Origin of the sequence: Lentzea sp. NPDC051838, from assembly GCF_040681245.1 — a bacterium.
Classification (GTDB): Bacteria; Actinomycetota; Actinomycetes; order Mycobacteriales; family Pseudonocardiaceae; genus Lentzea.
In genome coordinates, this window is the sequence record NZ_JBFAYI010000006.1 from 304,651 (window position 1) to 325,443 (window position 20,793).

19 protein-coding genes are annotated in these 20,793 nt (G+C 69.1%); 9 read left to right on the top strand and 10 right to left on the bottom strand.

Annotated elements, in window-relative coordinates; genetic code table 11:
- Window positions 1-109 precede the first annotated feature (109 nt).
- Window positions 110-1,801: an FAD-binding dehydrogenase gene (locus tag AB0M24_RS17335; protein ID WP_363768282.1), complete on the top strand. Its 1,692-nt coding sequence runs from the start codon at window positions 110-112 to the stop codon at window positions 1,799-1,801.
- Here AB0M24_RS17335 and AB0M24_RS17340 read toward each other — a convergent pair.
- The 6 genes from AB0M24_RS17340 to AB0M24_RS17365 are packed head-to-tail and all read right to left on the bottom strand — an operon-like array spanning window position 1,798 to window position 8,293.
- Entirely contained in the window at window positions 1,798-3,495 is a 1,698-nt protein-coding gene (locus tag AB0M24_RS17340; protein WP_363767860.1) for an FAD-dependent monooxygenase, read from the bottom strand. The genes AB0M24_RS17335 and AB0M24_RS17340 overlap by 4 nt on opposite strands.
- Window positions 3,492-4,415, bottom strand: a complete 924-nt coding sequence (locus AB0M24_RS17345) for an amidohydrolase family protein (RefSeq protein WP_363767863.1) — start codon at window positions 4,413-4,415, stop codon at window positions 3,492-3,494. Before AB0M24_RS17345 ends, AB0M24_RS17340 begins: the two co-directional genes overlap by 4 nt.
- Window positions 4,412-4,747: a DoxX family protein gene (locus AB0M24_RS17350; RefSeq protein ID WP_363767866.1), complete on the bottom strand. Its 336-nt coding sequence runs from the start codon at window positions 4,745-4,747 to the stop codon at window positions 4,412-4,414. Before AB0M24_RS17350 ends, AB0M24_RS17345 begins: the two co-directional genes overlap by 4 nt.
- Window positions 4,744-6,315, bottom strand: coding sequence for an AMP-binding protein (locus AB0M24_RS17355; RefSeq protein WP_363767869.1), 1,572 nt, complete (start codon window positions 6,313-6,315; stop codon window positions 4,744-4,746). Before AB0M24_RS17355 ends, AB0M24_RS17350 begins: the two co-directional genes overlap by 4 nt.
- Window positions 6,312-7,190 carry a fumarylacetoacetate hydrolase family protein gene (locus AB0M24_RS17360; RefSeq protein ID WP_363767872.1) on the bottom strand — a complete coding sequence of 293 codons (879 nt, stop codon included), beginning with the start codon at window positions 7,188-7,190 and terminating at the stop codon, window positions 6,312-6,314. The genes AB0M24_RS17355 and AB0M24_RS17360 overlap by 4 nt, the downstream gene beginning before the upstream one ends.
- A complete protein-coding gene (locus AB0M24_RS17365) occupies window positions 7,187-8,293 on the bottom strand; it encodes a VOC family protein (protein ID WP_363767875.1) in 1,107 nt (368 codons plus the stop codon). The genes AB0M24_RS17360 and AB0M24_RS17365 overlap by 4 nt, the downstream gene beginning before the upstream one ends.
- A 99-nt stretch (window positions 8,294-8,392) precedes the next feature.
- Here AB0M24_RS17365 and AB0M24_RS17370 point away from each other — a divergent pair, with 99 nt between their 5' ends.
- Complete coding sequence (locus tag AB0M24_RS17370) at window positions 8,393-9,016, top strand: TetR/AcrR family transcriptional regulator (RefSeq protein ID WP_363767878.1); 624 nt, start codon at window positions 8,393-8,395, stop codon at window positions 9,014-9,016.
- A 440-nt stretch (window positions 9,017-9,456) separates the two neighbouring features.
- On the opposite strand, the gene AB0M24_RS17375 is transcribed toward AB0M24_RS17370, so the two are convergent.
- Entirely contained in the window at window positions 9,457-11,367 is a 1,911-nt protein-coding gene (locus AB0M24_RS17375) for a KUP/HAK/KT family potassium transporter (RefSeq protein WP_363767881.1), read from the bottom strand.
- 147 nt (window positions 11,368-11,514) lie between these two features.
- On the opposite strand from AB0M24_RS17375, the gene AB0M24_RS17380 reads away from it, so the two are divergent.
- From AB0M24_RS17380 to AB0M24_RS17410, 7 genes are all read left to right on the top strand, one after another.
- On the top strand, window positions 11,515-12,156 hold the full coding sequence (locus AB0M24_RS17380; RefSeq protein ID WP_363767884.1) for a PhoU domain-containing protein: 642 nt from the start codon (window positions 11,515-11,517) through the stop codon (window positions 12,154-12,156).
- A gap of 133 nt (window positions 12,157-12,289) precedes the next feature.
- Entirely contained in the window at window positions 12,290-12,571 is a 282-nt protein-coding gene (locus tag AB0M24_RS17385; RefSeq protein ID WP_363767887.1) for a metal-sensitive transcriptional regulator, read from the top strand.
- Window positions 12,572-12,589: 18 nt separating this feature from the next.
- Window positions 12,590-12,796: a copper ion binding protein gene (locus AB0M24_RS17390; RefSeq protein ID WP_363767890.1), complete on the top strand. Its 207-nt coding sequence runs from the start codon at window positions 12,590-12,592 to the stop codon at window positions 12,794-12,796.
- Complete coding sequence (locus AB0M24_RS17395) at window positions 12,793-13,629, top strand: hypothetical protein (RefSeq protein WP_363767893.1); 837 nt, start codon at window positions 12,793-12,795, stop codon at window positions 13,627-13,629. Before AB0M24_RS17390 ends, AB0M24_RS17395 begins: the two co-directional genes overlap by 4 nt.
- The gene (locus AB0M24_RS17400) at window positions 13,619-15,802 is read left to right on the top strand and encodes a heavy metal translocating P-type ATPase (protein WP_363767896.1); all 2,184 of its coding nucleotides are present in this window, start codon (window positions 13,619-13,621) and stop codon (window positions 15,800-15,802) included. Before AB0M24_RS17395 ends, AB0M24_RS17400 begins: the two co-directional genes overlap by 11 nt.
- Window positions 15,803-15,864: 62 nt before the next feature.
- Window positions 15,865-16,704, top strand: coding sequence for a GDSL-type esterase/lipase family protein (locus tag AB0M24_RS17405; RefSeq protein WP_363767899.1), 840 nt, complete (start codon window positions 15,865-15,867; stop codon window positions 16,702-16,704).
- Between the two features lie 62 nt (window positions 16,705-16,766).
- Entirely contained in the window at window positions 16,767-17,615 is an 849-nt protein-coding gene (locus AB0M24_RS17410) for a GDSL-type esterase/lipase family protein (protein ID WP_363767902.1), read from the top strand.
- Here AB0M24_RS17410 and AB0M24_RS17415 read toward each other — a convergent pair.
- From AB0M24_RS17415 to AB0M24_RS17425, 3 genes are read right to left on the bottom strand one after another with little or no spacing between them, the layout of a single operon-like run.
- Window positions 17,596-19,158 (bottom strand): ATP-binding protein, encoded by a 1,563-nt coding sequence (locus AB0M24_RS17415; RefSeq protein WP_363767905.1) that lies wholly within the window; start codon window positions 19,156-19,158, stop codon window positions 17,596-17,598. The two genes, AB0M24_RS17410 and AB0M24_RS17415, sit on opposite strands and share 20 nt — an antisense overlap.
- The gene (locus AB0M24_RS17420) at window positions 19,155-19,799 is read right to left on the bottom strand and encodes a response regulator transcription factor (RefSeq protein ID WP_363767908.1); all 645 of its coding nucleotides are present in this window, start codon (window positions 19,797-19,799) and stop codon (window positions 19,155-19,157) included. Before AB0M24_RS17420 ends, AB0M24_RS17415 begins: the two co-directional genes overlap by 4 nt.
- Before the next feature lie 25 nt (window positions 19,800-19,824).
- Entirely contained in the window at window positions 19,825-20,736 is a 912-nt protein-coding gene (locus AB0M24_RS17425; RefSeq protein WP_363767911.1) for a LysR family transcriptional regulator, read from the bottom strand.
- Window positions 20,737-20,793 lie beyond the last annotated feature (57 nt).

A 20,793-nucleotide genomic window follows, 5' to 3' on the forward strand; every position in this document is an offset into this window, starting at 1 on the left:
GCACCACCTTCAACGAGGAAGGCCTGGGATGTCGGACCGGAACATCAGCCGTCGCAACCTGATCGCCGCGGGTGGCGCGATCGCGGCGAGCGCCACGCTCGGGCAGGCGATGGCAGGGGCGGCGCCTCGGACGGACGCGGACGTCATCGTGGTGGGACACGGCCTCGCCGGGCTCGTGGCGACCTCCGAGCTCGCCGCGGCGGGCCGGAAAGTGCTGCTGCTGGACCAGGAACCCGAGGCCAGCCTCGGCGGACAGGCGTTCTGGTCGCTCGGCGGCCTCTTCTTCGTCAACTCGTCCGAGCAGCGCACCGCGGGCATCAAGGACTCCCTCGAACTGGCCCGTGCGGACTGGTTCAACACCGCCGGGTTCGACCGCGGCGTGAACGATCCCCTGGGCGAGGACTACTGGGCCGCGAAGTGGGCCGAGGCGTACCTGAACTTCGCCGCCGGGGAGAAGCGCGACTGGCTCTACGGGCTGGGCGTGCGGTGGGTGCCGATCGTCGGCTGGGCCGAGCGCGGTGGTCAACTCGCCGACGGGCCGGGCAACTCGGTGCCGCGCTTCCACATGACGCTCGGCACCGGCCCCGGCGTGATGGAGCCGTTCGAGAAGAAGGTGCGCGACGGGGTTCGCGCCGGCAAGGTCACCTTCAAGTTCCGGCACCAGGTCGACGGCCTCATCGTCACCAACGGCGCCGTCACGGGTGTGCGCGGCAGCGTCCTGGAGCCGAGCAGCGCCGCGCGTGGCACACCCAGCTCGCGCACCAAGATCGGCGACTTCGAGCTGCACGCGCCGATGGTGATCGTGACCTCCGGCGGCATCGGCGCGAACCACGACCTGGTGCGCCGCAACTGGCCCGCGCGTCTCGGCCCCGCCCCGCAACGGCTGATCACCGGCGTTCCCGCACACGTCGACGGGCGGATGCTGGCGATCACCGAGCTCGCCGGCGGCCGGATCGTGAACCGCGACCGCATGTGGCACTACACCGAGGGCATGATCAACCACACGCCGATCTGGCCGGACCACGGCATCCGCGTGCTGGCCGCGCCGTCGTCGATGTGGTTCGACGCGCGCGGCCGCCGGTTCGCGAACCCCGGCATCCCGTCGCTGGACACGCTCGGCACGCTGGAGCTGATCGGCAAGTCCGGTTACGACTACTCGTGGTTCATCCTGAACAAGAAGATCATCGACAAGGAGTTCGTGCTCTCCGGATCCGAGCAGAACCCGGAGATCACCCGCAAGGACCTGGCCGCCTACATCGCGATGCGGATCTTCAACAGCACGCCGCCGCCGGTGAAGGCGTTCATGGACAAGGGCGCGGACTTCGTCATCAAGAACAACCTGCCGGACCTGGTGGCCGGGATGAACCAGCTGACCGGCCAGAACCTGGTAGACCTGGACTCGTTGCGCCGCCAGATCGTGGTGCGGGACCAGCAGGTCGACAACCCGTTCACCAAAGACGTGCAGGTGATGGGAATCCGGAACTCGTTGGCGTACAGCGGGGACAGCCTCGCCCGCACGGCCCCGTTGCACAAGATCCTCGACTCCGGCTCCGGCCCGTTGATCGCGATCCGCATGAACATCCTGACGCGCAAGACGCTGGGAGGCCTGCAGACCGACCTCACGGGCCGGGTGCTCGGGTCGAACGGACAGCCGATCACCGGCCTCTACGCGGCGGGCGAGGTGGCCGGGTTCGGCGGTGGCGGTGTGCACGGCTACCGCGCGCTGGAGGGCACGTTCCTCGGTGGCTGCCTGTTCTCCGGACGGGCGGCCGGTCGAGGTGCGGTGGCCGAAAGCGCCTAGCGACCAAGGATTCTGGTCAGCGTGTCGACCAGTTCCGCGGCGGGCTCAGCGGTCTCCCCTGTCGACCGCCAGGCCACGAACCGATCGGGGCGCACCAGGATCGCGCCCCGATCGGTGATCCCGCGGTGCCGCGCCCACTGCGAGCGCGGGTCCAGGTGATCTCCGTCGAGGTGACCGATCCTGACCGCGTCGACCGGTACGTCCAGGTCTGCTGCGGCCTTCGCCGCCGCCGCGAGCCAGTCGTGCCCCTGCTCCCCCGCGATGAGCAGGAACCGGCCGGGCCGCACCAGGTCCATGACCGGGACCCCGTCGCCGAGCCACGCGTGCGGCAGCGGGTGTCCCGGTCGTGTGCTCGGCTGGTAGAGGCGGATCGGGTCCGGGTTGTGCTCGGGTTCGGTCCAGTCGCTGACGATCGCGTCGGACTCGTAGGTGTAGCCGTACTCGACGTTGTGCTCGTCGAACTCCATCGACTGGCTGGCGATCACTCGTTGTCCGTCGCTCCAAACGTTCCGGAGCGCTGCCCAGTTCTGGTCTGCCGTGTTCTCGGGGCTGATGCCGAGCTGCTGGGTGGTGACGAGGTGGTTGACGGCGTTCTCGACGGCCCGTTGCACGTTGCGCGCGGTGGTCGGCTTGCGTTCCGGCTCGTAGGTGTCGAGCAGCGCGTCGGTTGATTGTCCATTGAGGACTGCCGCGAGCTTCCAGCACAGGTTGTGCGCGTCCTGCACCGCCGCGTTCAGGCCGAGGCCGCCGGTCGGGGGATGGCGGTGGGCCGCGTCGCCGAGCAGGAACACGTGGCCGTCGCGGAACCTGTCCGCCACCACGCCCTCGATCGACCAGCGGGTGATCATGTGGATCTCGTAGGCGTCGATGCCGAGTGCCTTGCGGAGGTCGGCTTCGACGGCCGCGTCGTCGAGCGCGCGTTCGTCGTCGGGCAGGTAGTTGAGGTGGAAGATCCACTCCTCGGAGTCCGGGCCCCACCTCGTGGGTCCGGCGGGAGCGAGCACGCCACCCAAGCCCATGTGCGGCAGGCAGAGCCAGCGGATCAGCACCTCGGGGTCCTGCGCCCACTTCGACAGGTCCGCGGTGAGGTGGAACGTGACCACGCGGGCGACGTCGCGGTGGCCCTCCATCGTGACGCCGAGCGCCGGGCCGACCGTGCGGCCGCCGTCGCAGCCGAGCAGGTAGCGGGCCTTGATCTCGTAGGTCTCGCCGGTGTTCTTGTCCAGGATCGTGGCCGTGACGCCGTCGTCCTGGCTGATCCCGATGACGTCGTGGTTGAAGCGGACGTCGCCAAGCTCTTCCGCGCGTTGTTTGAGGATCGGTTCGAGCCGGATCTGCGGCAGGTTAGCGGGCAGGCACGCGCTCGCCGCCGCCCACGCCGGGTTCTGCCCACCCGCACCCCAGCACTCGAGCTTGCCGAACTGCCTGCCGCAGTCCGGGTCGTCGCCGCGCAGCCCGGCGTACCAGGCGGTGTGCGACATCTGGTGCGGTGGCGTGCCGCGCTCGTAGACCTCGTCCGCGATGCCGAGATCGCGGAAGATCTCCATCGTGCGCTGGTTGAGGTAGTGGGCCTTGGGCAACGCGCTGGTGCTCGGCCGCGCGTTCACCAGAACCGTGTCGATGCCGAGCTGGGACAGCAGGATCGAGGCCGTCAGCCCGGCGCCGCCTCCGCCCACGATGAGAACGTCGGTCATTGCTGTCCTTCCAGGCGCGGGAACAGGGTCTCGGCGTTGCCGCGGTCGATGGCTCGGCGCAGCTCCGGGTCGAGCGGGTACTGCTCGTACAGGCCGTTGATCGCTCCGACCGCGATCGGTGGTGCGAACGGGAAGTCGCTGCCGTAGGTGATGTGGTCGGGGTCGGCGACCTCCAGCAGGCTCGGCAACGCGGCGGGCGTCGCCGAGAGCGCGATGTCGAAGTAGAACTGCTTGAGCACGTCGAGGCTCGGGGGCAGGCCTTCCTTGGCCATCGTCAGCAGGATCCGGTAGGCGATGTAGGGCACGAACCCGCCGGCGTGCGCGAGGATGAACCTGATGCCCGCGTACTGGGTCATGGCACCGGACAGGATCAGGCTGATCGCGGTGCGGGTGGTGTCGAGCAGGAAGTCCGCGGTGAAGCCGGGGATGCCGGGTACCGGTTCCGCGGGCAGCTCGCCGGGGTGGACGAACACCGTTGTCCCGCGCTCGTGCAGGAACTCCAGCAGTGGCACGAAGTCCTTGTCGCCGAGGTAGCGGCCCTCGTAGTTGGCGAGCAGCACGATCCCGTCGGCCTTGAGAACGTCGAGGGCGTACTCGGCTTCCTCGATCGCACCGTCCACATCGGGCATCGGGAGGGTGGCGAAGAAGCCGAACCTGCCTGGGCGGCGATCTTTGATGTCGGCGCAGTACAGGTTGATCTCGCGGGCCCACCTGCGGGCTTCCTCGTCGTCGCCGAAGTGCACGCCGGGCGTGGAGAGCGAGAGGATGCCGGTCTGGATGCCGTGGCCGTCCATGAACTCCAGGGCGGCGCTCTCCGACCAGTCCGGCACGTCGACGCCGCCCGGACGGATTCCCTTGGCTTTCAACCACTCCGCGTAACGCGGCGGGACGACGTGCTGATGCGTGTCGATGCGGTTCACAGCAGTACCACCAGATATCCGATGACGAGCAGCGCGCACACGACGGCCGGTGCGAGCTGCTGGAGGGTGTGTTGGTTGCGCAGGTGCGTGATGAGCGCCCCCGCGAGCAGCAGTAGAAGTCCGGCTCCAGCCAGGCCACCTAGCAGTGGGAAGGCAAGACCTGTGAGCACACCGGCCGCGCCTGCCAGTTCCAGTGCGCCGATGCCGCGGTAGGCCGTGGCGGAGAAGCCGGAATGGGTGGCCAGCTCACGAGCCTGAGGCAGGGCGAGGACTTTGGCGGTGCCGAGGCCCGCGAAGATGAGGGCGACGAGGATGGCGAAGGCGATGGTCACTGGGCTCTCCAATTCACCGCGTACCGCTCGAGCGCCGACGTTGCTTCTTGAGCCGCCAGTACGACGACCGTTCCGTCCTCGATGACGACCTCCACGTCGAGATCGTGGAAAGCGCGGCGGGTGGCGTCCGCCCGCAGCTCCGGCTTGTACGGCTTGCCGATCGCCGTGAGCGGCAACGCGTCGAGCACCACGATCTCCTTGGGAGCAGCCGCTTTCTCCGGCACCCGCTTCCCTGCCCACTCCTTGAGCTCCTCCGGCGTGGCCTGACCTGCGAGCGTCACGTACGCCACCGGGACCTCGCCCGCGTGCACGTCCGGCCGGCCGACCGCGCTGGCCGCCGTCACCGCCGGGTGGCTGAGCAGGGCGTCCTCGATCACCGCCGGGTCGATGTTGTGGCCGCCGCGCACGATCAGGTCCTTGGCGCGTCCGGAGAGCCGGATGAAGCCGTCGTCGTCGATCGTCGCGAGGTCGCCGGTGTCGAGCCACTCCCCCGGCTCGTCCAGCTCGCCTGGGCTCCGCACGTACCCCGCGAACACCGTCGGCCCGCTGATGGCCAGCACGCCGTCCGCCTGGATCTTCACTTGCTGGTACGGCAGGCGCTGGCCGACCGAGCCCGGCCTCGGTGCGTCCGGGAAGCTGCGCGCGCTGGCACAGGTGGCCTCGGTGAGGCCGTAACCTTCGACCAGCGGCACTCCGGTGTGCGACTCGAAGGCTTTCCGCAGGGCGGGTGGAAGCGGTGCGGCGCCGACCATCGCGAACCTCAGGCTGCTGATGTCCGCGTTCACCGGGCACTGCGCGAGCACCGAATAGACCGTCGGGACCGCGCTCATCGTCGTGATCCGGTGTCGTTCGACGATCTGCCAGAACTCCCCGTACAGCGCGGGATCGCGGTAGCCGAGCGGTCCTGCCCACACCACGTGCTGGCCCTTGAACAACGGTGTCAACAGCGTGACGATGAGCGCGTTCACGTGGAACAACGGCAGCGCGGCGAACAACACCGCGTCCTCGTCCAGCAGCTCGTTCGCCGCCAGCATCCAGGCGTTGGCGACCTCGTTGGCGTGGGTGTGCGCGGCGAGCTTCGGAGCGCCTGTCGTGCCGCCGGTGTGGAAGTACGCCGCGAGGTCGGCGCTCTTCGGCCGGTCACCGTCGTATGTGGACGGTCCTGAGTCGTTGAGGTCTGGGATGCGTGCTCCGGAACGGGCGAGCAGCTCCTGCACGTGGTCGGGCGCCAGAGCCGGGTTGATCGGCATGGCGATGCCGACCAGCTGGGCGGCGAGGATCGCGGGGATCATCACCTGGCGGTCGTCCGACATCAGCGCGATGGCGTCACCGCGTCGGAAACCCTGGCGCCGCAACGAGTTCGCGTAGCGGTTGACGTTGCGGAGGAGGTCGCTGAACGTCCAGGTCACGTCCGGCAGGAACGTGATCGCCTTGCGGTGGGGCCACAGGTCGGCGGCGCGCTTCAGCAGGGCGTAGGTGGAGTCGGGCAGGCCGCGGTCGGAGAGCGGTACGGACTCGATCGCGGGAAGATCCTCGGGCGCGGAGTACCGCGGCCACAACGTACTCATGCTTTCACCACCGTGCGTTGACGGCCCAGGTCCAACTTGCCGTCGTCCGTCCCAATCGCGATCTCCACCACGTCCCCGTCCTTCAAATACTTCGGGTTCTTCGCCTGTGCCTTGAAGAACAGCCGCCACCTCGTCGCGGCCGGCAGCAGCGAGGCGATCAGCTGCACGGGCTTCGCAGGCGCGCTCAACGCCGTGCCGACAGGCGTGCCGGTGAGCACGAGATCGCCGGGATCGAGGCGCTGGAACCGCGTCAGCGCGCGCAACGCCTCCGCGGGCGGGTAGATCATGTCGGCGGCGGTCATGTCCTGGCGGAGGTCACCGTTGACCCACAGCCGCAACCGCAGGTCCGCGACCCTGTCGAGCTCGCCGGGGTCGAGCAGCACCAGCACCGGGCCGGTCGGGGTGAACGTCGGGTACGACTTCGACTCGTAGAACTGCGTTTTCGGCAGCTGCAGGTCGCGGGCGGAGACGTCGTTGGTGATCACGAGCCCGGCGATCTGGTTGTCCGCGCCCATGACCAGGCCGATCTCGGCCTCGTAGTCGAGCAGCCGCACGTGCGCGGGCTTCAGGACGTCGTCGTACGGGCCGCTGATCGAGCCGGACGACTTGCGGAAGAACGCCAGCGGTGTCGTCCGGGGATCGAGACCGGTGTCGACGACGTGCGACACGTAGTTGGTCATCTGCGCGACAACGCGGCACGGCGCGGTGACCGGCGAGAGCAGCTTCAGCTCGTTGACCGGACCCGGCAGACCCGTGGTGGTTAACGTGCTCATCAGCAACTCGCCGGTCGTGCGCGCGGTGGTGTCGATTCGAGTGGCGCCGTCAGCGGAAGCGACCCACCAGGCGTCGGCGGTGCGCAGGATCGAGGTGCTCATGAGCTCGCCGCTTTCAGCATGCCGCGCAGGCGGTGCAGGTCGAATTCGTTGTCCTCGCGCAGGCCGTGCGCCACGGTGATCAGCTCGGCCGGGCGGACGCCGAGGAAGTCGCGCGTCGCGGGCGGACCCCACTGGGCGAGGCCGGATGCGGTCATGGGCGCCCAGCCCGGTTCGAGCGTGCAGTCGAACAGGTCGCCGTCGCTGAAGTGCTCGACCAGGAACCCGTCCGGGTCGCGCCAGTAGTCGAAGAGCTGGCTGCCCTGGATGTGCCGGCCGATGCCCCACGACCGCCGGTAGCCGTGGTCGAGCAGGTACTCGCCGCCCGCCGCGAGCGCGTCGAGGTCCGCGACCTGGTACGCCGAGTGCACGTACCTGTTGGCAGGACCCAGCGTGAGCGCCAGCGTGTGGTGGTCGGCTGGTGTGTTCCCGCGGTCGCACCGGATGAAGCTCATGATCGGCCCGCGCTCGCGCTGTCCCGGGTAGAACAGGAAGTCGCTGACGATCAGGCCGAGGAACCGCAGGTACCAGTCGAGGGTTTCGCGGTACCGGGTCGTCTGGATGACGACGTGACCGAGCCGCTGCACCCGCGCGGGCTCGCGAAGAGGCCGTTGTGGAGCGTTGACGCGGTTCGCGGCACCGGCGTTGAGCGTGAGCGGTGTCTGCGCGGGCAACGCCGGCAGGTCGTGCATGTCCGCCACGACCTTGATCGGCAACCCGCTCGGGTCCAGGACCGTCGTGCCCACGCCGCCGAGGCTCTCCGGCAGCCCCGTGACGCTCACGCCCGCGGCGTTGGCGAGGCGCAGCACGTCACGACCGTCGGCGGCCCGGAACGCGGGACCCAGGAACCGTTCGCGCGGGCCTTTGCGGATCAGCACGCACGGCGCGCCCGGATCCGTGCCGCGCAGGTGCAGCTCGCTGTCCGTGCGCAGCGCCGCGGTGAACCCGAACGCGACCGCGAACTCCTCGGCTTTGCGCAGGTCGGGCTTGGCGAACTCGAGCCACGCCAGGTCGTGCGCCTTGATGATCGGATCACGGTCCCGGCCGGGGTGCTCACCGGCCAGTGCGCCCTGCTCGCTGTGCAGTCCAGCGTGTGGATCGCTCATCGCCACTCCCTTCTGACGAAATCCTCAGTTACGAACACCTCCTCAGTCAAGCAGAAGTTGAGGATTTCGTCAGTTGTGACGTTCGACTAGACTGTGTGGGTGACCGAGAACCGTCTGGAGCGCCGCAAGGCCCGAACGCGTGCCGCGCTGGTCCGCGCCGCGCAGGACTTCATCGCGCACGGGAAGCTCAACGCGCCGATCCTGGAGATCACGCAGAGCGCGGACGTCGGGATGGGCTCGTTCTACAACCACTTCGAGAGCAAGGAAGATCTCTTCCACGCGGCCCTCGAGGACGCGCTCGACACGTTCGGCCAGGTGCTCGACAGCCACACCGGCGACCTCGACGACACCGCGCACGTGTTCGCGCAGAGCTTCCGCCTCACGGGCCGTCTGCACAGGCGCTTGCCGGAGCTGAGCAAGGTGTTGCTGCACAACGGTTTCGAGCTGACCAGATCGGGCAGGGGCCTGGCACCGCGGGCGCGCAGGGACATCGACGCGGCACTCGCGGCCGGCCGGTTCACGGTCGCGGACCCGGAGATGGCGCTGGTCGTCGTCGCGGGCGCGGTGCTGGCGCTGGGCCAGCTCCTGCACGCCGAACCGGAGCGCGACGACGCGGCGACGACCGACCAGGTCGCCGAGGATCTGTTGCGCATGCTGGGAGTTCCGCCGGACGAGGCCCGCGACATCAGCCGCAGGCCCCTGCCCGACGTGTCAGTCGCCTAGCGGGTCGAGGACGCGCGTCGGCGAGGTTTTCCGGCGTTCCACAGCCGGGTCGAGCACCAGGTGGACCTCCTCCCACGGCTCCCACGGCTCCCACGGTTCGCACGGCTCCTATCGCTCCCACAGCTCCCACAGCTCCCACGGCTCCTATCTCTCCCACGGGCCGCGCATCCGCTCGACGTGGAACCACGGACGCGTTGCGTGCCAACCAGGAGTGCCCGTCGGCCGATACAGGGAGTCGTCACGGCTCGACTGCCCGGTGCCAAGCCGCCGCGCCCGCCCCCCTTCCCCATGCCGCCGCGCCCGCCCGCCCCTTCCCCATGCCGCCGCGCCGCCCGCCCCTTCCTATTGCGGGGAGGGAGATGACCATGGTTTCGGGACACTGAACAGACGGCGTTAGGCGTGGATCAGGACAGAGTTCACCCGTCCGAGTGGCGGGCCGGCTAGACATCGATGTGGGCGCCCATGATCACTGTTCGCTCTCGGGGCAGTCCGAAGTGCTCGGCGGCGTCCGCGGTGATGTAGGACGTCGCGACGAACAGCCGTTTGCGCCAGCCCGCCATCGTCGGCGCCTTGCCGCGCTGCAGCTCGATCTTCGACAGGAAGTAGCGCGCCTGGTCGAGGTTCAGCGGGCCCTCGGTCTGCGCCGGGTCCAGCAACGCCAGCGCGGCGGGCACGTCCGGTGTCTCCATGTAGCCGAAGCGAGCGCTCACGTGGATGATCCCGTCGTCGCCGTAGCCGAGCTCGTCGACCTCGACCCGGCGGTCCAGCGGCACGCGCGGCACCGGTTCGGTCTCGATGGACACGACCACCACGCGCTCGTGCAACACATGGTTGTGCTCGACGTTCGCGCGCATGGCGAGCGGAGCGGTCTCCTTGCCGCGGTTGAGGAACACGGCACAGCCCGGCACGCGCATCGGTGACAGCTCGTGCAGTTCCTGGACGAACGCCTGCAGCGATCCTTCGGCGTTCTGTCGGTTCCTGGTGACGATCGCCCGCCCGCGCTGCCACGTCGTCATGACGGTGAACGCGGTGAGGCCGATCAGCAGCGGCAGCCACGCGCCGTGCAGCAGCTTGGTCAGGTTGGCCGCGAGGAACAGCAGGTCGACGCCGAGCAGCACCACGCACCCGAGCACGATCGCCCAGGCCGGCGCCTTGAACTTCAGGCGCCAGATGAACAGGAACAGGGTCGTCGTGATGGTGATCGTGCCGGTGACCGCCATGCCGAACGCGAACGCCAGCGCCGCCGACGTCCGGAACGCGAACACCAGCGTCAGCACCGACACCATCAGCAGCCAGTTGATCCACGGCACGTAGATCTGGCCGATCGTCGACTCCGACGTGTGCGCGACGCGCAACCGCGGCAGGTACCCGAGCTGCGCGGCCTGCGACGCCACCGAGTACGCGCCGGTGATCACGGCCTGGGACGCGATGACGGTCGCCGCCGTCGCCAGGATCACCATCGGCCAGCGGGCCCACTCCGGCACGAGCAGGAAGAACGGCCCGCTGATGTTCGTCTGGTCCTCCAGGATCAGCGCGCCCTGCCCCATGTAGCTGAGCACGCACGCCGGGAGCACCAGGAACAGCCACCCGCGCGCGATCGCGGGCCGCCCGAAGTGGCCCATGTCCGCGTAGAGCGCCTCGGCACCGGTCACCGCCAGCACGACGGCCGCCAGCGCGAAGAACGCGGTGCCGAAGTGCCCGAACAGGAAGCCCAGCGCGTAGGTCGGCGACAGTGCTTTCAGGATCTCCGGATGGCTCGCGATCCCCACGATCCCTGCCGCGCCGATCGCGGTGAACCACAGGATCATGATCGGTCCGAAGAACCGGCCGACCGCCGCGCTTCCTCTGCGCTGCACCAGGAACAGCCCCACGATGATCACCGCGGTGATCGGCACGACGAACCGTTCCAGCTCCGGCTCGACGACCTTCAGCCCCTCCACCGCGGACAGCACCGAGATGGCGGGCGTGATCATGCTGTCGCCGAAGAACAACGCCGCGCCGAAGATTCCCAGCGCCGCGAGCGTCGCCGCCGCTTTCCTGCCCTGCTTGGACTTCCACCGGCGCAGCAGCGTGATGAGCGCCATGATGCCGCCCTCGCCGTCGTTGTCGATCCGCATGGCGAGCAGCACGTAGGTGATGGTCACGATGATCATGACCGACCAGAAGATCAGCGACACCACGCCGTAGACGTTGTTCACGCTCACCGGGACCGGGTGCGGGTCCGAGGGGTTGAACACCGTCTGGATCGTGTAGATCGGGCTCGTGCCGATGTCGCCGAACACGACGCCGAGCGCTCCGACGACCACCGCCAGGCGGACGGTGTCGTGGGCGAGCTTCTGCCGGTCAGTCACGCCCGCAAGATAACCGCCGCTCAGGCCTGTCGCAGAGCGCCACCGGGTGATCTTCACGGGTTCCTGACGCCAAGATCGGCGCGGACGACGTCGAGATGGCGTAAGGGCCCCTTGCGGCGCAGGTCAGGCCTGGGATTCCGTGGCGACATGCGTGACCACTTCCACCACCGGCTGGACGCGCTGGTGCTCCACCTTGCGCACATGTGCGACCTCACCGCGCTGGCGATACATCGAGCAACGGCGGCCCTGCTGTCGGAAGACCTCGCTTTGGCCGAGCAGGTCATCGCCGACGACGTCGTGCTCGACACCGCCAGGGAACGGATCGAGCACGACGTGCACCTGCTGCTCGCGCTCCAGTCCCCGGTCGCGTCCGATCTGCGGACGATCGTGCAAGTTGCGCGCTCGGCGGAGAAGGTCGAACGGATGGGCGACCTCGCACGCCACGTGGCCGTCGCGGTCCGGCGCCGCCACCCCGACCCCGCGGTGCCGCCGGCGTTGCGCGACCTGTTCGTGCGCCGGGGAGACCTGGCCGAGCGCTCGGCCCAGGGCATGAGCCGGATCGTGCGCACCCGCGATCCGCTGCTGTTGCACGGCCTCACCGTCGCCAACGCCGAGATGAACGGCCTGAACCGCACACTCCTCGACGCGATCGACCGGGAGTGGCCGTACGGGACCGTCCACGGTGTCGACGCGGTGCTGCTCAGCAGGTTCTACGCCCGGTTCGCCGACCAGGCGCTGGCCGTGGCGCGCCTGGTCACCGGCCGGTACCAGCTCGTCAGGGCGAGCTAGAAACCGAGAAGTCCGGGCTCTCCCGGACTTCTCTTTTGACATACCCATACCCCCCTAGGGTATAAATGAGCAGAGCCCACCGCTCCCCCGGCATCACCAGCCGGCCGCGCGGTGGCAGGAGAAGGAGCGAGACATGCACGGCTACGCCGAGAACAAGACCGCCCACCTGCACCGCCTCCGCCGGATCGAGGGCCAGGTCCGCGGCTTGCAGCGGATGATCGAGACAGACGAGTACTGCATCGACGTGCTCACTCAGATCTCCGCGGCCACTCGGGCGTTGCAGGCGGTCTCACTGGGGTTGCTCGACGAGCACCTGAAGCACTGCGTGAGCCAGGCCATCAGCGAGGGCGGCACCGCGGCCGACGCGAAGATCGCGGAAGCCAGCGACGCCATCGCCCGCCTGGTCCGCTCCTAACCCGCGAGGAGATCCACCATGAGCGAGACCTACACCGTCAGCGGCATGACCTGCGGCCACTGCGTCGCCTCCGTGACCGAGGAAGTCGCCAAGATCAGCGGTGTCAGCGACGTGAGCGTTCACCTGGAGACCGGCAGGGTCACCATCACCAGCGCCGCGCCCGTGACGCTCGAAGACGTCCGCGCCGCCGTCGCCGAGGCCGGCTACGAGCTGGTGCAGTCGTGAAGACCGCGTACAAGGTCGGCCTCTACGGCGTGGCGCTGGCCGTGATCTTCGGCGGAACCTGGGCCGTCGGAGCCGTTGCGGGACCGAAGCAGGAAACACCCATGGCGCACAACGAAAGCGCGCCGCACAACGAACATCAGGCCGAACCGGGCAAGCTCCCACCCGGACTGTCCGTTTCGGACAACGGCTACACGCTGAAGCTGCACGAGAACGAGAGTCTCGGCTTCCACATCAACGGACCAGACGGCAAGCCCGTGACGAAGTTCGCCGTGGAGCACGAGAAGCGCCTGCACCTGATCGTCGTCCGCCGTGACGGGTCGAACTTCCAGCACGTGCACCCGGAGATGGCACCGGACGGCATGTGGTCGGTGCCGCTGAAGCTGGAGGAGGCGGGCAGCTACCGGGTGTTCGCGGACTTCAAGCCGGAGAACGGCGAGAAGACCACGCTCGGCGCGGACATCCAGCAAAAAGGCGACTACCAGCCGAAGCAGCACGAGGTCAGCCGCACGTTCACCGTCGACGGCTACGAGGTAACCCTCAAGGGAGATCTCAACGTCAACGAAGCCTCGACCGTGACCATCCAGATCACCAAGAACGGCCGGCCGGTCACCGACCTGCAGAACTACTTGGGAGCCAAGGGACACCTGGTCGCGCTGCGGGCAGCCGACCTCGCGTACCTGCACGTGCACCCCGAGGAGAGCGACGAGGTGAAGTTCGCGGTCGAGGTGCCCACGGAAGGCACGTACCGGCTGTTCCTCGACTTCCAGCACGAGAACAAGGTCCGCACGGCCGAGTTCACACTGAGCACTGAGGAGGGCGGTCATGGCCACTGAAACCCTGGAAATCTCCATCGGCGGCATGACTTGTGCCTCCTGTGCCGCGCGGATCGAGCGCAAGCTCAACAAGCTGGACGGCGTCGAGGCGTCGGTCAACTACGCGACCGAGAAGGCCCGCATCAGCTACGCGGGCGACCTCACACCGGCCGACCTGGTGAAGGTCGTCGAGGACACCGGCTACACCGCCGAGCTCCCCGAAACCGAGGAGCCGCAACGACAAGACCCGGCGGACACGCTCAAGCAGCGCCTGATCACGTCGACCGTGCTGGCCGTGCCGGTGATCGCGCTCGCGATGATCCCGGCGCTGCAGTTCACCTACTGGCAGTGGTTGTCGCTCGCCCTCGCAGGCCCGGTCGTCACGTACGCCGCGTGGCCGTTCCACAAGGCGGCGTGGACGAACCTCAAGCACGGCGCGGCGACGATGGACACGTTGATCTCCATCGGTGTCGGCGCGGCGTTCCTGTGGTCGCTCTACGCGTTGTTCCTGGGCACCGCGGGCACGCCCGGCATGACGCACGGGTTCACGTTCACCATCGAGCGGATGGCCGGCACCGGCAACATCTACCTCGAGGTCGCGGCGGGCGTCACGACGTTCATCCTGGCCGGCCGGTACTTCGAGGCACGGTCCAAGCGCCGCGCCGGAGCAGCTCTGCACGCACTCCTCGAGCTCGGCGCCAAGGACGTCGCGGTTCTCAAGGACGGCAAGGAAGTCCGCATCCCGACCGACCAGCTGCGCAAGGGCGACCGGTTCGTCGTCAGGCCCGGCGAGAAGATCGCCACGGACGGCGTCGTCGAGGAAGGCAGCTCGGCCGTCGACGCGAGCATGCTCACCGGCGAGTCCGTGCCGGTCGAGGTGCGGCCGGGCGACGCGGTCGTCGGCGCCACGGTCAACGCGGGCGGCAGGCTCGTCGTCAAGGCCACCAGGATCGGCTCCGACACCCAGCTCGCGCAGATGGCGAAGCTGGTCGAGGACGCGCAGAACGGCAAGGCCGAGGTGCAACGCCTCGCCGACCGGATCTCCGCGGTGTTCGTGCCGATCGTGATCGCTCTCGCCGTGGGCACGCTGGGCTTCTGGCTCGGCACGGGCGGCGGCGCGGGTGCGGCGTTCACGGCGGCGGTCGCGGTGCTGATCATCGCGTGCCCGTGTGCGCTGGGCCTGGCGACGCCGACCGCGCTGCTCGTCGGCACCGGACGTGGTGCGCAGCTCGGCATCCTGATCAAGGGTCCGGAGGTGCTGGAGTCCACCCGTCGTGTCGACACGGTCGTGCTCGACAAGACCGGCACCGTGACGACCGGCCAGATGAGCCTGGTCAGCGTGCACACGGAAGAGGACGAGGAAGAGGTCCTCAAGCTGGCCGGTGCGCTGGAGCACGCGTCCGAGCACCCGATCGCCAAGGCCGTCGTCAAGGCGGCGGGCGAGGTGCCACAGGTCGAGGACTTCCAGAACGTCGAAGGCCTGGGCGTGCAGGGCGTCGTGAACGGGCACGCGGTGCTCGTCGGCCGCGAGAAGCTGCTCAACGACTGGAGCGTGCACCTCGACCCGGCACTCACCGAGGCCAAGGAGGCCGCGGAACGTCAGGGCCGCACGGCGGTGCTGGTCGCGTGGGACGGCAAGGCCCGCGCGGTGCTCGTCGTGGCGGACACGGTGAAGCCGACGTCGAAGGAAGCGGTCGCAGGACTCCGAAAGCTCGGATTGCGGCCGGTGCTGCTGACCGGTGACAACGAGGCAGCGGCGAAAGCGGTCGCGGCCGAGGTCGGCATCGACGAGGTCATCGCCGAGGTGCTGCCCGCCGACAAGCTCGACGTAGTCAAGCGGCTGCAGGACGAGGGGCGCGTGGTCGCGATGGTCGGTGACGGCGTGAACGACGCCGCCGCGCTCGCCCAGGCCGATCTGGGCCTGGCCATGGGCACCGGCACGGACGTCGCGATCGAGGCGAGCGACCTCACGCTGGTCCGCGGCGACCTGACCGCCGCCGTGGACGCGATCCGGCTGTCCAGGCGCACGCTCGCCACGATCAAGGGCAACCTGTTCTGGGCGTTCGCCTACAACGTCGCCGCACTGCCGCTGGCCGCGCTCGGCCTGCTCAACCCGATGATCGCGGGCGCGGCGATGGCGTTCTCGTCGGTGTTCGTCGTGAGCAACAGCCTGAGGTTGCGCGGCTTCCGCTGACGCGACTCTCACGAGCGGTTTCGTAGCCTCGGCACATCCCCTCCCGATCCGAAGGAGCAGATGTGCCGAGGTTCGCCCTGGTCCTGGCGCTGCTGACGGCGCTGGCCGCGTGCACCTCGACCCCGCCCGCGGCCACGCCGGCACCGGTGTCGACGCCGAGCAGCACGCCACCGGCCCAGCAGGTCTACGTGTCGATCGGCGACTCCTACGCGACCGGCCTCGCACCGGGCGGAACCGGGGAGAGCTTCGCCCAGATCGTCGCGAAGAAGTCGGACCTGAAGCTCCTCAACCTCGCCTGCAACGGCGCCACCTCCGCCGACCTCGCGACCAAGCCCGCGTGCGGACCGGATGCCGGCGGCAAGACCCAGCTCGACGCAGCCGTCGAGGCGTTGCGCGGCAAGAACACGGGCCTGGTCACCGTGGTGATCGGCGGCAACGACCTGGCACCGTGTGCTGTGTCGCAGGACCCGCTGCAGTGCGCGACCAGGACCGTCGCCGACATCAGGACCAACGTCGCGGCCACGCTCACCAAGATCCGCGAAGCAGCACCGGACGTGAAGATCGTCGGCCTGACCTACCCGGACGTGTTCCTCGGCGCGTGGGTCAACCCGTCCTTCCCCAACGGGAAGAACATCGCCCGTTTGTCGGTCGCGATGTTCCAGGACTTCAACACCACGATCGCGGCCGAGTATGCGAAGTTCGGCGCCAAGTTCGCCGACGTCACGAAGACGACCGGTGCCTACAGCGAGCTCACGGACCTGACCCAGGACCCGAAGTACGGCCGGATCCCGGCCTCGGTCGCCAAGGTGTGCACGCTCACCTACTTCTGCGACCGCACCGACGTGCACCCGACACCGGCCGGTCACCAGGCCATCGCGGAGGCCGTCGCCGCGGCCGGCTGACAGCACCCTCACGGACAGTTGCGTAACCTGGACGCATCGGCGTCGAATGAGAAGGAGCCCGCGTGCCGAGGTTTGCGCTGGTCGTGGCCCCGGTGGCGGCACTGCTGACGCTGTCCGCGTGCACAGCGCTCCCCATCTCCGCGACGACTCCCGAACCACCGAGCGTGAAGCTGCCGGGCCAGCTCACGTACGTGTCGATCGGCGACTCGTACGCGACGGGCTACGCGCCGGAAGGCCCTGGCGAGAGCTTCGCGCAGATCGTGGCCAAGCAGGAGAACCTGCACCTGCTCAACCTCGCCTGCGACGGCGCCACCTCCGCCGACCTGCTCACCCAGCCGGCGTGTGGACCGGAGACGCAGGGCAGGACCCAGATCGACGCGACCGTCGACGCGTTGCGCGCCGGCGAGGTCGGCCTGGTCACGGTGGTGATCGGCGCCAACGACCTGCTGGAGCCGTGCGCCGTGGCCGAGGACCCCGGCGGCTGCGCGACGTCGGCGGCCACCGACACCAAGAACAACATCGCCACGATGCTCACCAGGATGCGCGAGGCGTCGCCGGACGTGAAGATCGTCGGACTGTCCTATCCGGACGTGTTCCTCGGCGCGTGGGTCAACCCCGAGTTCTCGAACGGGGAGGAAGTCGCCAGAGCGTCGGTGAAGCTGTACGAGGACTTCAACGGCGAGATCGCCGCCGAGTACGCGAAGTTCGGCGCGAGCTACGTCGACGTGACCAACAAGACTGGTGGCTACGGCGCCCTGACCGACCTGGTCCAGGACCCGAAGCACGGCGAGATCCCGTCGCCGGTCGCCGAGGTGTGCACGCTCACCCACTTCTGCGACCAGGGCGACGTGCACCCCACCCCGGCGGGCCACCAGGCGATCGCGGACGCCGTCATCGCCGCGGGTCGCTGAACTCCGCCCGCACCGTCGTTCCCTCCCCCACCGGCGAGTGCACGGTGAGCCGCCCGCCGAGCGCCGCGACCCGGTCGTCCAGCCCGCGCAGTTCTGCAACGCCACCAACGCCGTTGTCGCTCACCTCGACCGTGACCAGCCCGTCCGCGCAGCTGACCTCGATCTTCACCTCGCGTGCTCGCGAATGCTTGGCCGCGTTCGTGAGCGCTTCGGCGAGGACGAAGTAGCAGGTCCGTTCCGCAACGGGCGACAACCGCTCGTCCGGCACGCCGACCAGCACCGCCGGGATCGCCGACCGTTCGACGAGCGACTGCAGCGCGGGCCCGAGTCCGGCGTCGGTCAGCAGCACCGGGTAGATGCCGTGCGCCAGCTCGCGCAGGTCGTCCAGCGCCCTGCCCAGCTCTTCCCGTGCGGCGGCGAGCAGTTCGGGCGAGTTCTCGGCCAGCTTCAGCGTGAGCAGCACCGAGACGAGCCGCTGCTGCGCGCCGTCGTGCAGGTCGCGTTCGACCTGGCGGCGGGCCTCGTCGGCGGCCTCGACGATGCGCCGCGCCCGCTGTTCGTTCTGCACGGCCAGAGCCGCGCTGGCCGCCACCGCCCGCACGAACGCCGGATCCAGCGCGGGGTCGTGCACGAGAGCAGCCAGCCGGGTCCCGCCCGCTTCGAGGTAGGTGACGCCACGAGACGTCGACACCTCGCCGTAGACGATCTCCAGTGTCGGATCGTGCAACGTTCGCGCCAGCACCGACCGCAGGTCACCCGGCAGCCCGGCCCCCAGCGACACGGCCAGCTCCCCCACCGCCGACCGGTCCAGCCGTGCCCGCAGCAGCCCGTAGAGCAGCGCCAACGGCCAGACGACCAGCGCCACCTCGGTCGACCACTGCAACGGCACCTGCACGCCCGGCGGCAACCCGGCGAGCGCCGCCACGTACGTCACGACCGTGGTCAGGACAATCGCCGCTCCACCCCACACCACAGGCCCGAGCTCGCGCCGGGCCACGCTGCCCGACCGCAGCCAGCGCGTGATCATCCGTGCCACCAGCGCAGCGAACAGCACGATCGCGCAGACCATCACGACAACCGCGACCATCGGAACGCCCTGGTACTGGACCTCGCGGATCACCACGATGTTCTGCGGCCCGTCGAACGGCGCTACCAGCAGATAGCCGACGTTGACCGGCACCGTGAGCAAGTACGCGACGCTCACGACCACGCGCTGCCAACGACTGGTGATGCGCCCGGTCGGATAGGTGACCAGCAGGTGTCCGAGCACCGCCAGGTAGAGCGTCTTGGTCGCGACCCCGACGGCGAACGCGACGTCGTTCTCGATCGCCCCCGCCAGCCTGACGAACCACGCCAGCCCGACCCCGATCATCAGCCGGCCGGAGAAGCTGTCCGGACGCCGGTCCGCCGCCTCGACCCCGGCGCCGATGAACGACAGCCCGACCGCCAGATTCAGCACGACCGCGGGCACGGACACCTCGTAACCACCCCACACCAACGCGGCCAGTGCGAGGAACCCGGTGCCGAGCCAGAGAACCCTCATCGGCGCAGGTAGGCGAGCACGGCCAGCACCCGCCGGTTGTCGTCGGGCCCCTGCTGCAGGCCGAGCTTCGTGAACACCGACCGCACGTACGCCTCGACCGTCTTCGGACTCAGGAACAACCGCTCGCAGATCGCCTGGTTCGACCGTCCCTCGGCCATCACGGCGAGCACCTCGCGTTCCCGTTCCGACAACGACTCCAGCGGATCGTCGACCCGCCGCCGTCCGACCAGCGTCGCGACGACGCCGGGATCGATCACCAGCCCGCCCGCGGCGACCCTGCGCACCGCGTCGGACAGTTCGGCCGCATCAGCGACCCGGTCCTTGAGCAGGTAGCCGGCGCCGCGAGCGTCCGCGTCGAGCAGCTGCAACGCGTAGTGCGGCTCGACGTGCGCAGACAGCACCAGAACCCCGATCCCGGGGTGCTTCTCGCGGATCTCGCGGGCCGCGTCGAGGCCTTCGGTGGTGAAACCGGGCGGCATGCGGATGTCGACGACCACGACGTCCGGCGGGTCGGCGTGCACCCGAGTCAGGAGCTCGGCCGCGTCGCCGGCCTTCGCCACCACCTCGAACCCCGCGTCGGTGAGCAGACGTGCGACACCCTCGCGAAACAGCGCCGCGTCGTCAGCCAGAGCTACCCGCATGAGCCGATGGAACCATGACGATCTTTCAAGCGCCGACGAACTCCCGGGCCTGCACCACCGCGGCGGCACGGCGCAGCTCGACGAGGACCGTCTGGACAGCCTTGCGCGCAACACGTTCCGGCCGGTGCAGCACGTCGATGTCGCGGTGGGCCTGCACCCCGTGCAACGGACGCAGCACCACGTCAGGGTGCCGGCGGGTGGTCCAGCGCGGCATCAACGCGACACCACCGCCCGCGGCCACGACTTCGGCACTCACCGCGAACTCGTTGATGCGATGGACGATGTCGAGCCGACGTCCCGCGACACTGGCGATGGCGTCGATGATCGCCATGAGAGGGAAGCCGTCGTGGACGGTGATCCACGGCTGGTCCGCGACGTCCTGCGGCGACAGCGCCTCCTTGGCGGCCAGCGGATGCCCGGCCGGCAGGGCGACGTCGAGAGGTTCGTGCAGCAGGGTGGAGCAGATCACCGAACGCGGCCAGCGTGGGCCGTGGTCGAGCCGGTGTGCGAGCACCAGGTCGTAGTCGCGGGTCAGGGCGGGGAAGCGGTCCTGGGCGACGTCCTGGTCGCCGAGGACGAGGTGGGGCCCCGTGTCGGCGAGGCCGCGCAGCAGCAGTGGCCAGAACACCGAGGCCGCGCTGTGGAAGGCGGCCACCGACACCTCGCCGTCCGGTTGCCGCAGGAAGTCCGTGACGGCCCGGCGTGCTCTCGCCAGTGAGGTTTCCACCTCGACCGCCGCCACGGCCAGGGCGTGACCGGCGTCGGTGAGGACGACGCGGCGGCCCGTGCGTTCGGTCAGCGGAACCGGAATCGACCGCTGCAGCAGTCGCAGTTGCTGGGAGATCGCGGACGGTGTCACGTGCAGAGCCTCCGCGACCGCCGTGACGCTGCCCAGTTCTCCCAGCTCTCGCAGGATGCGCAGTTGCCGTTCGTCCACACACGACAGTGTAGGACTTCTACAACATCGTTTAAGTAGTTGGTCGTGGTCTTCAAC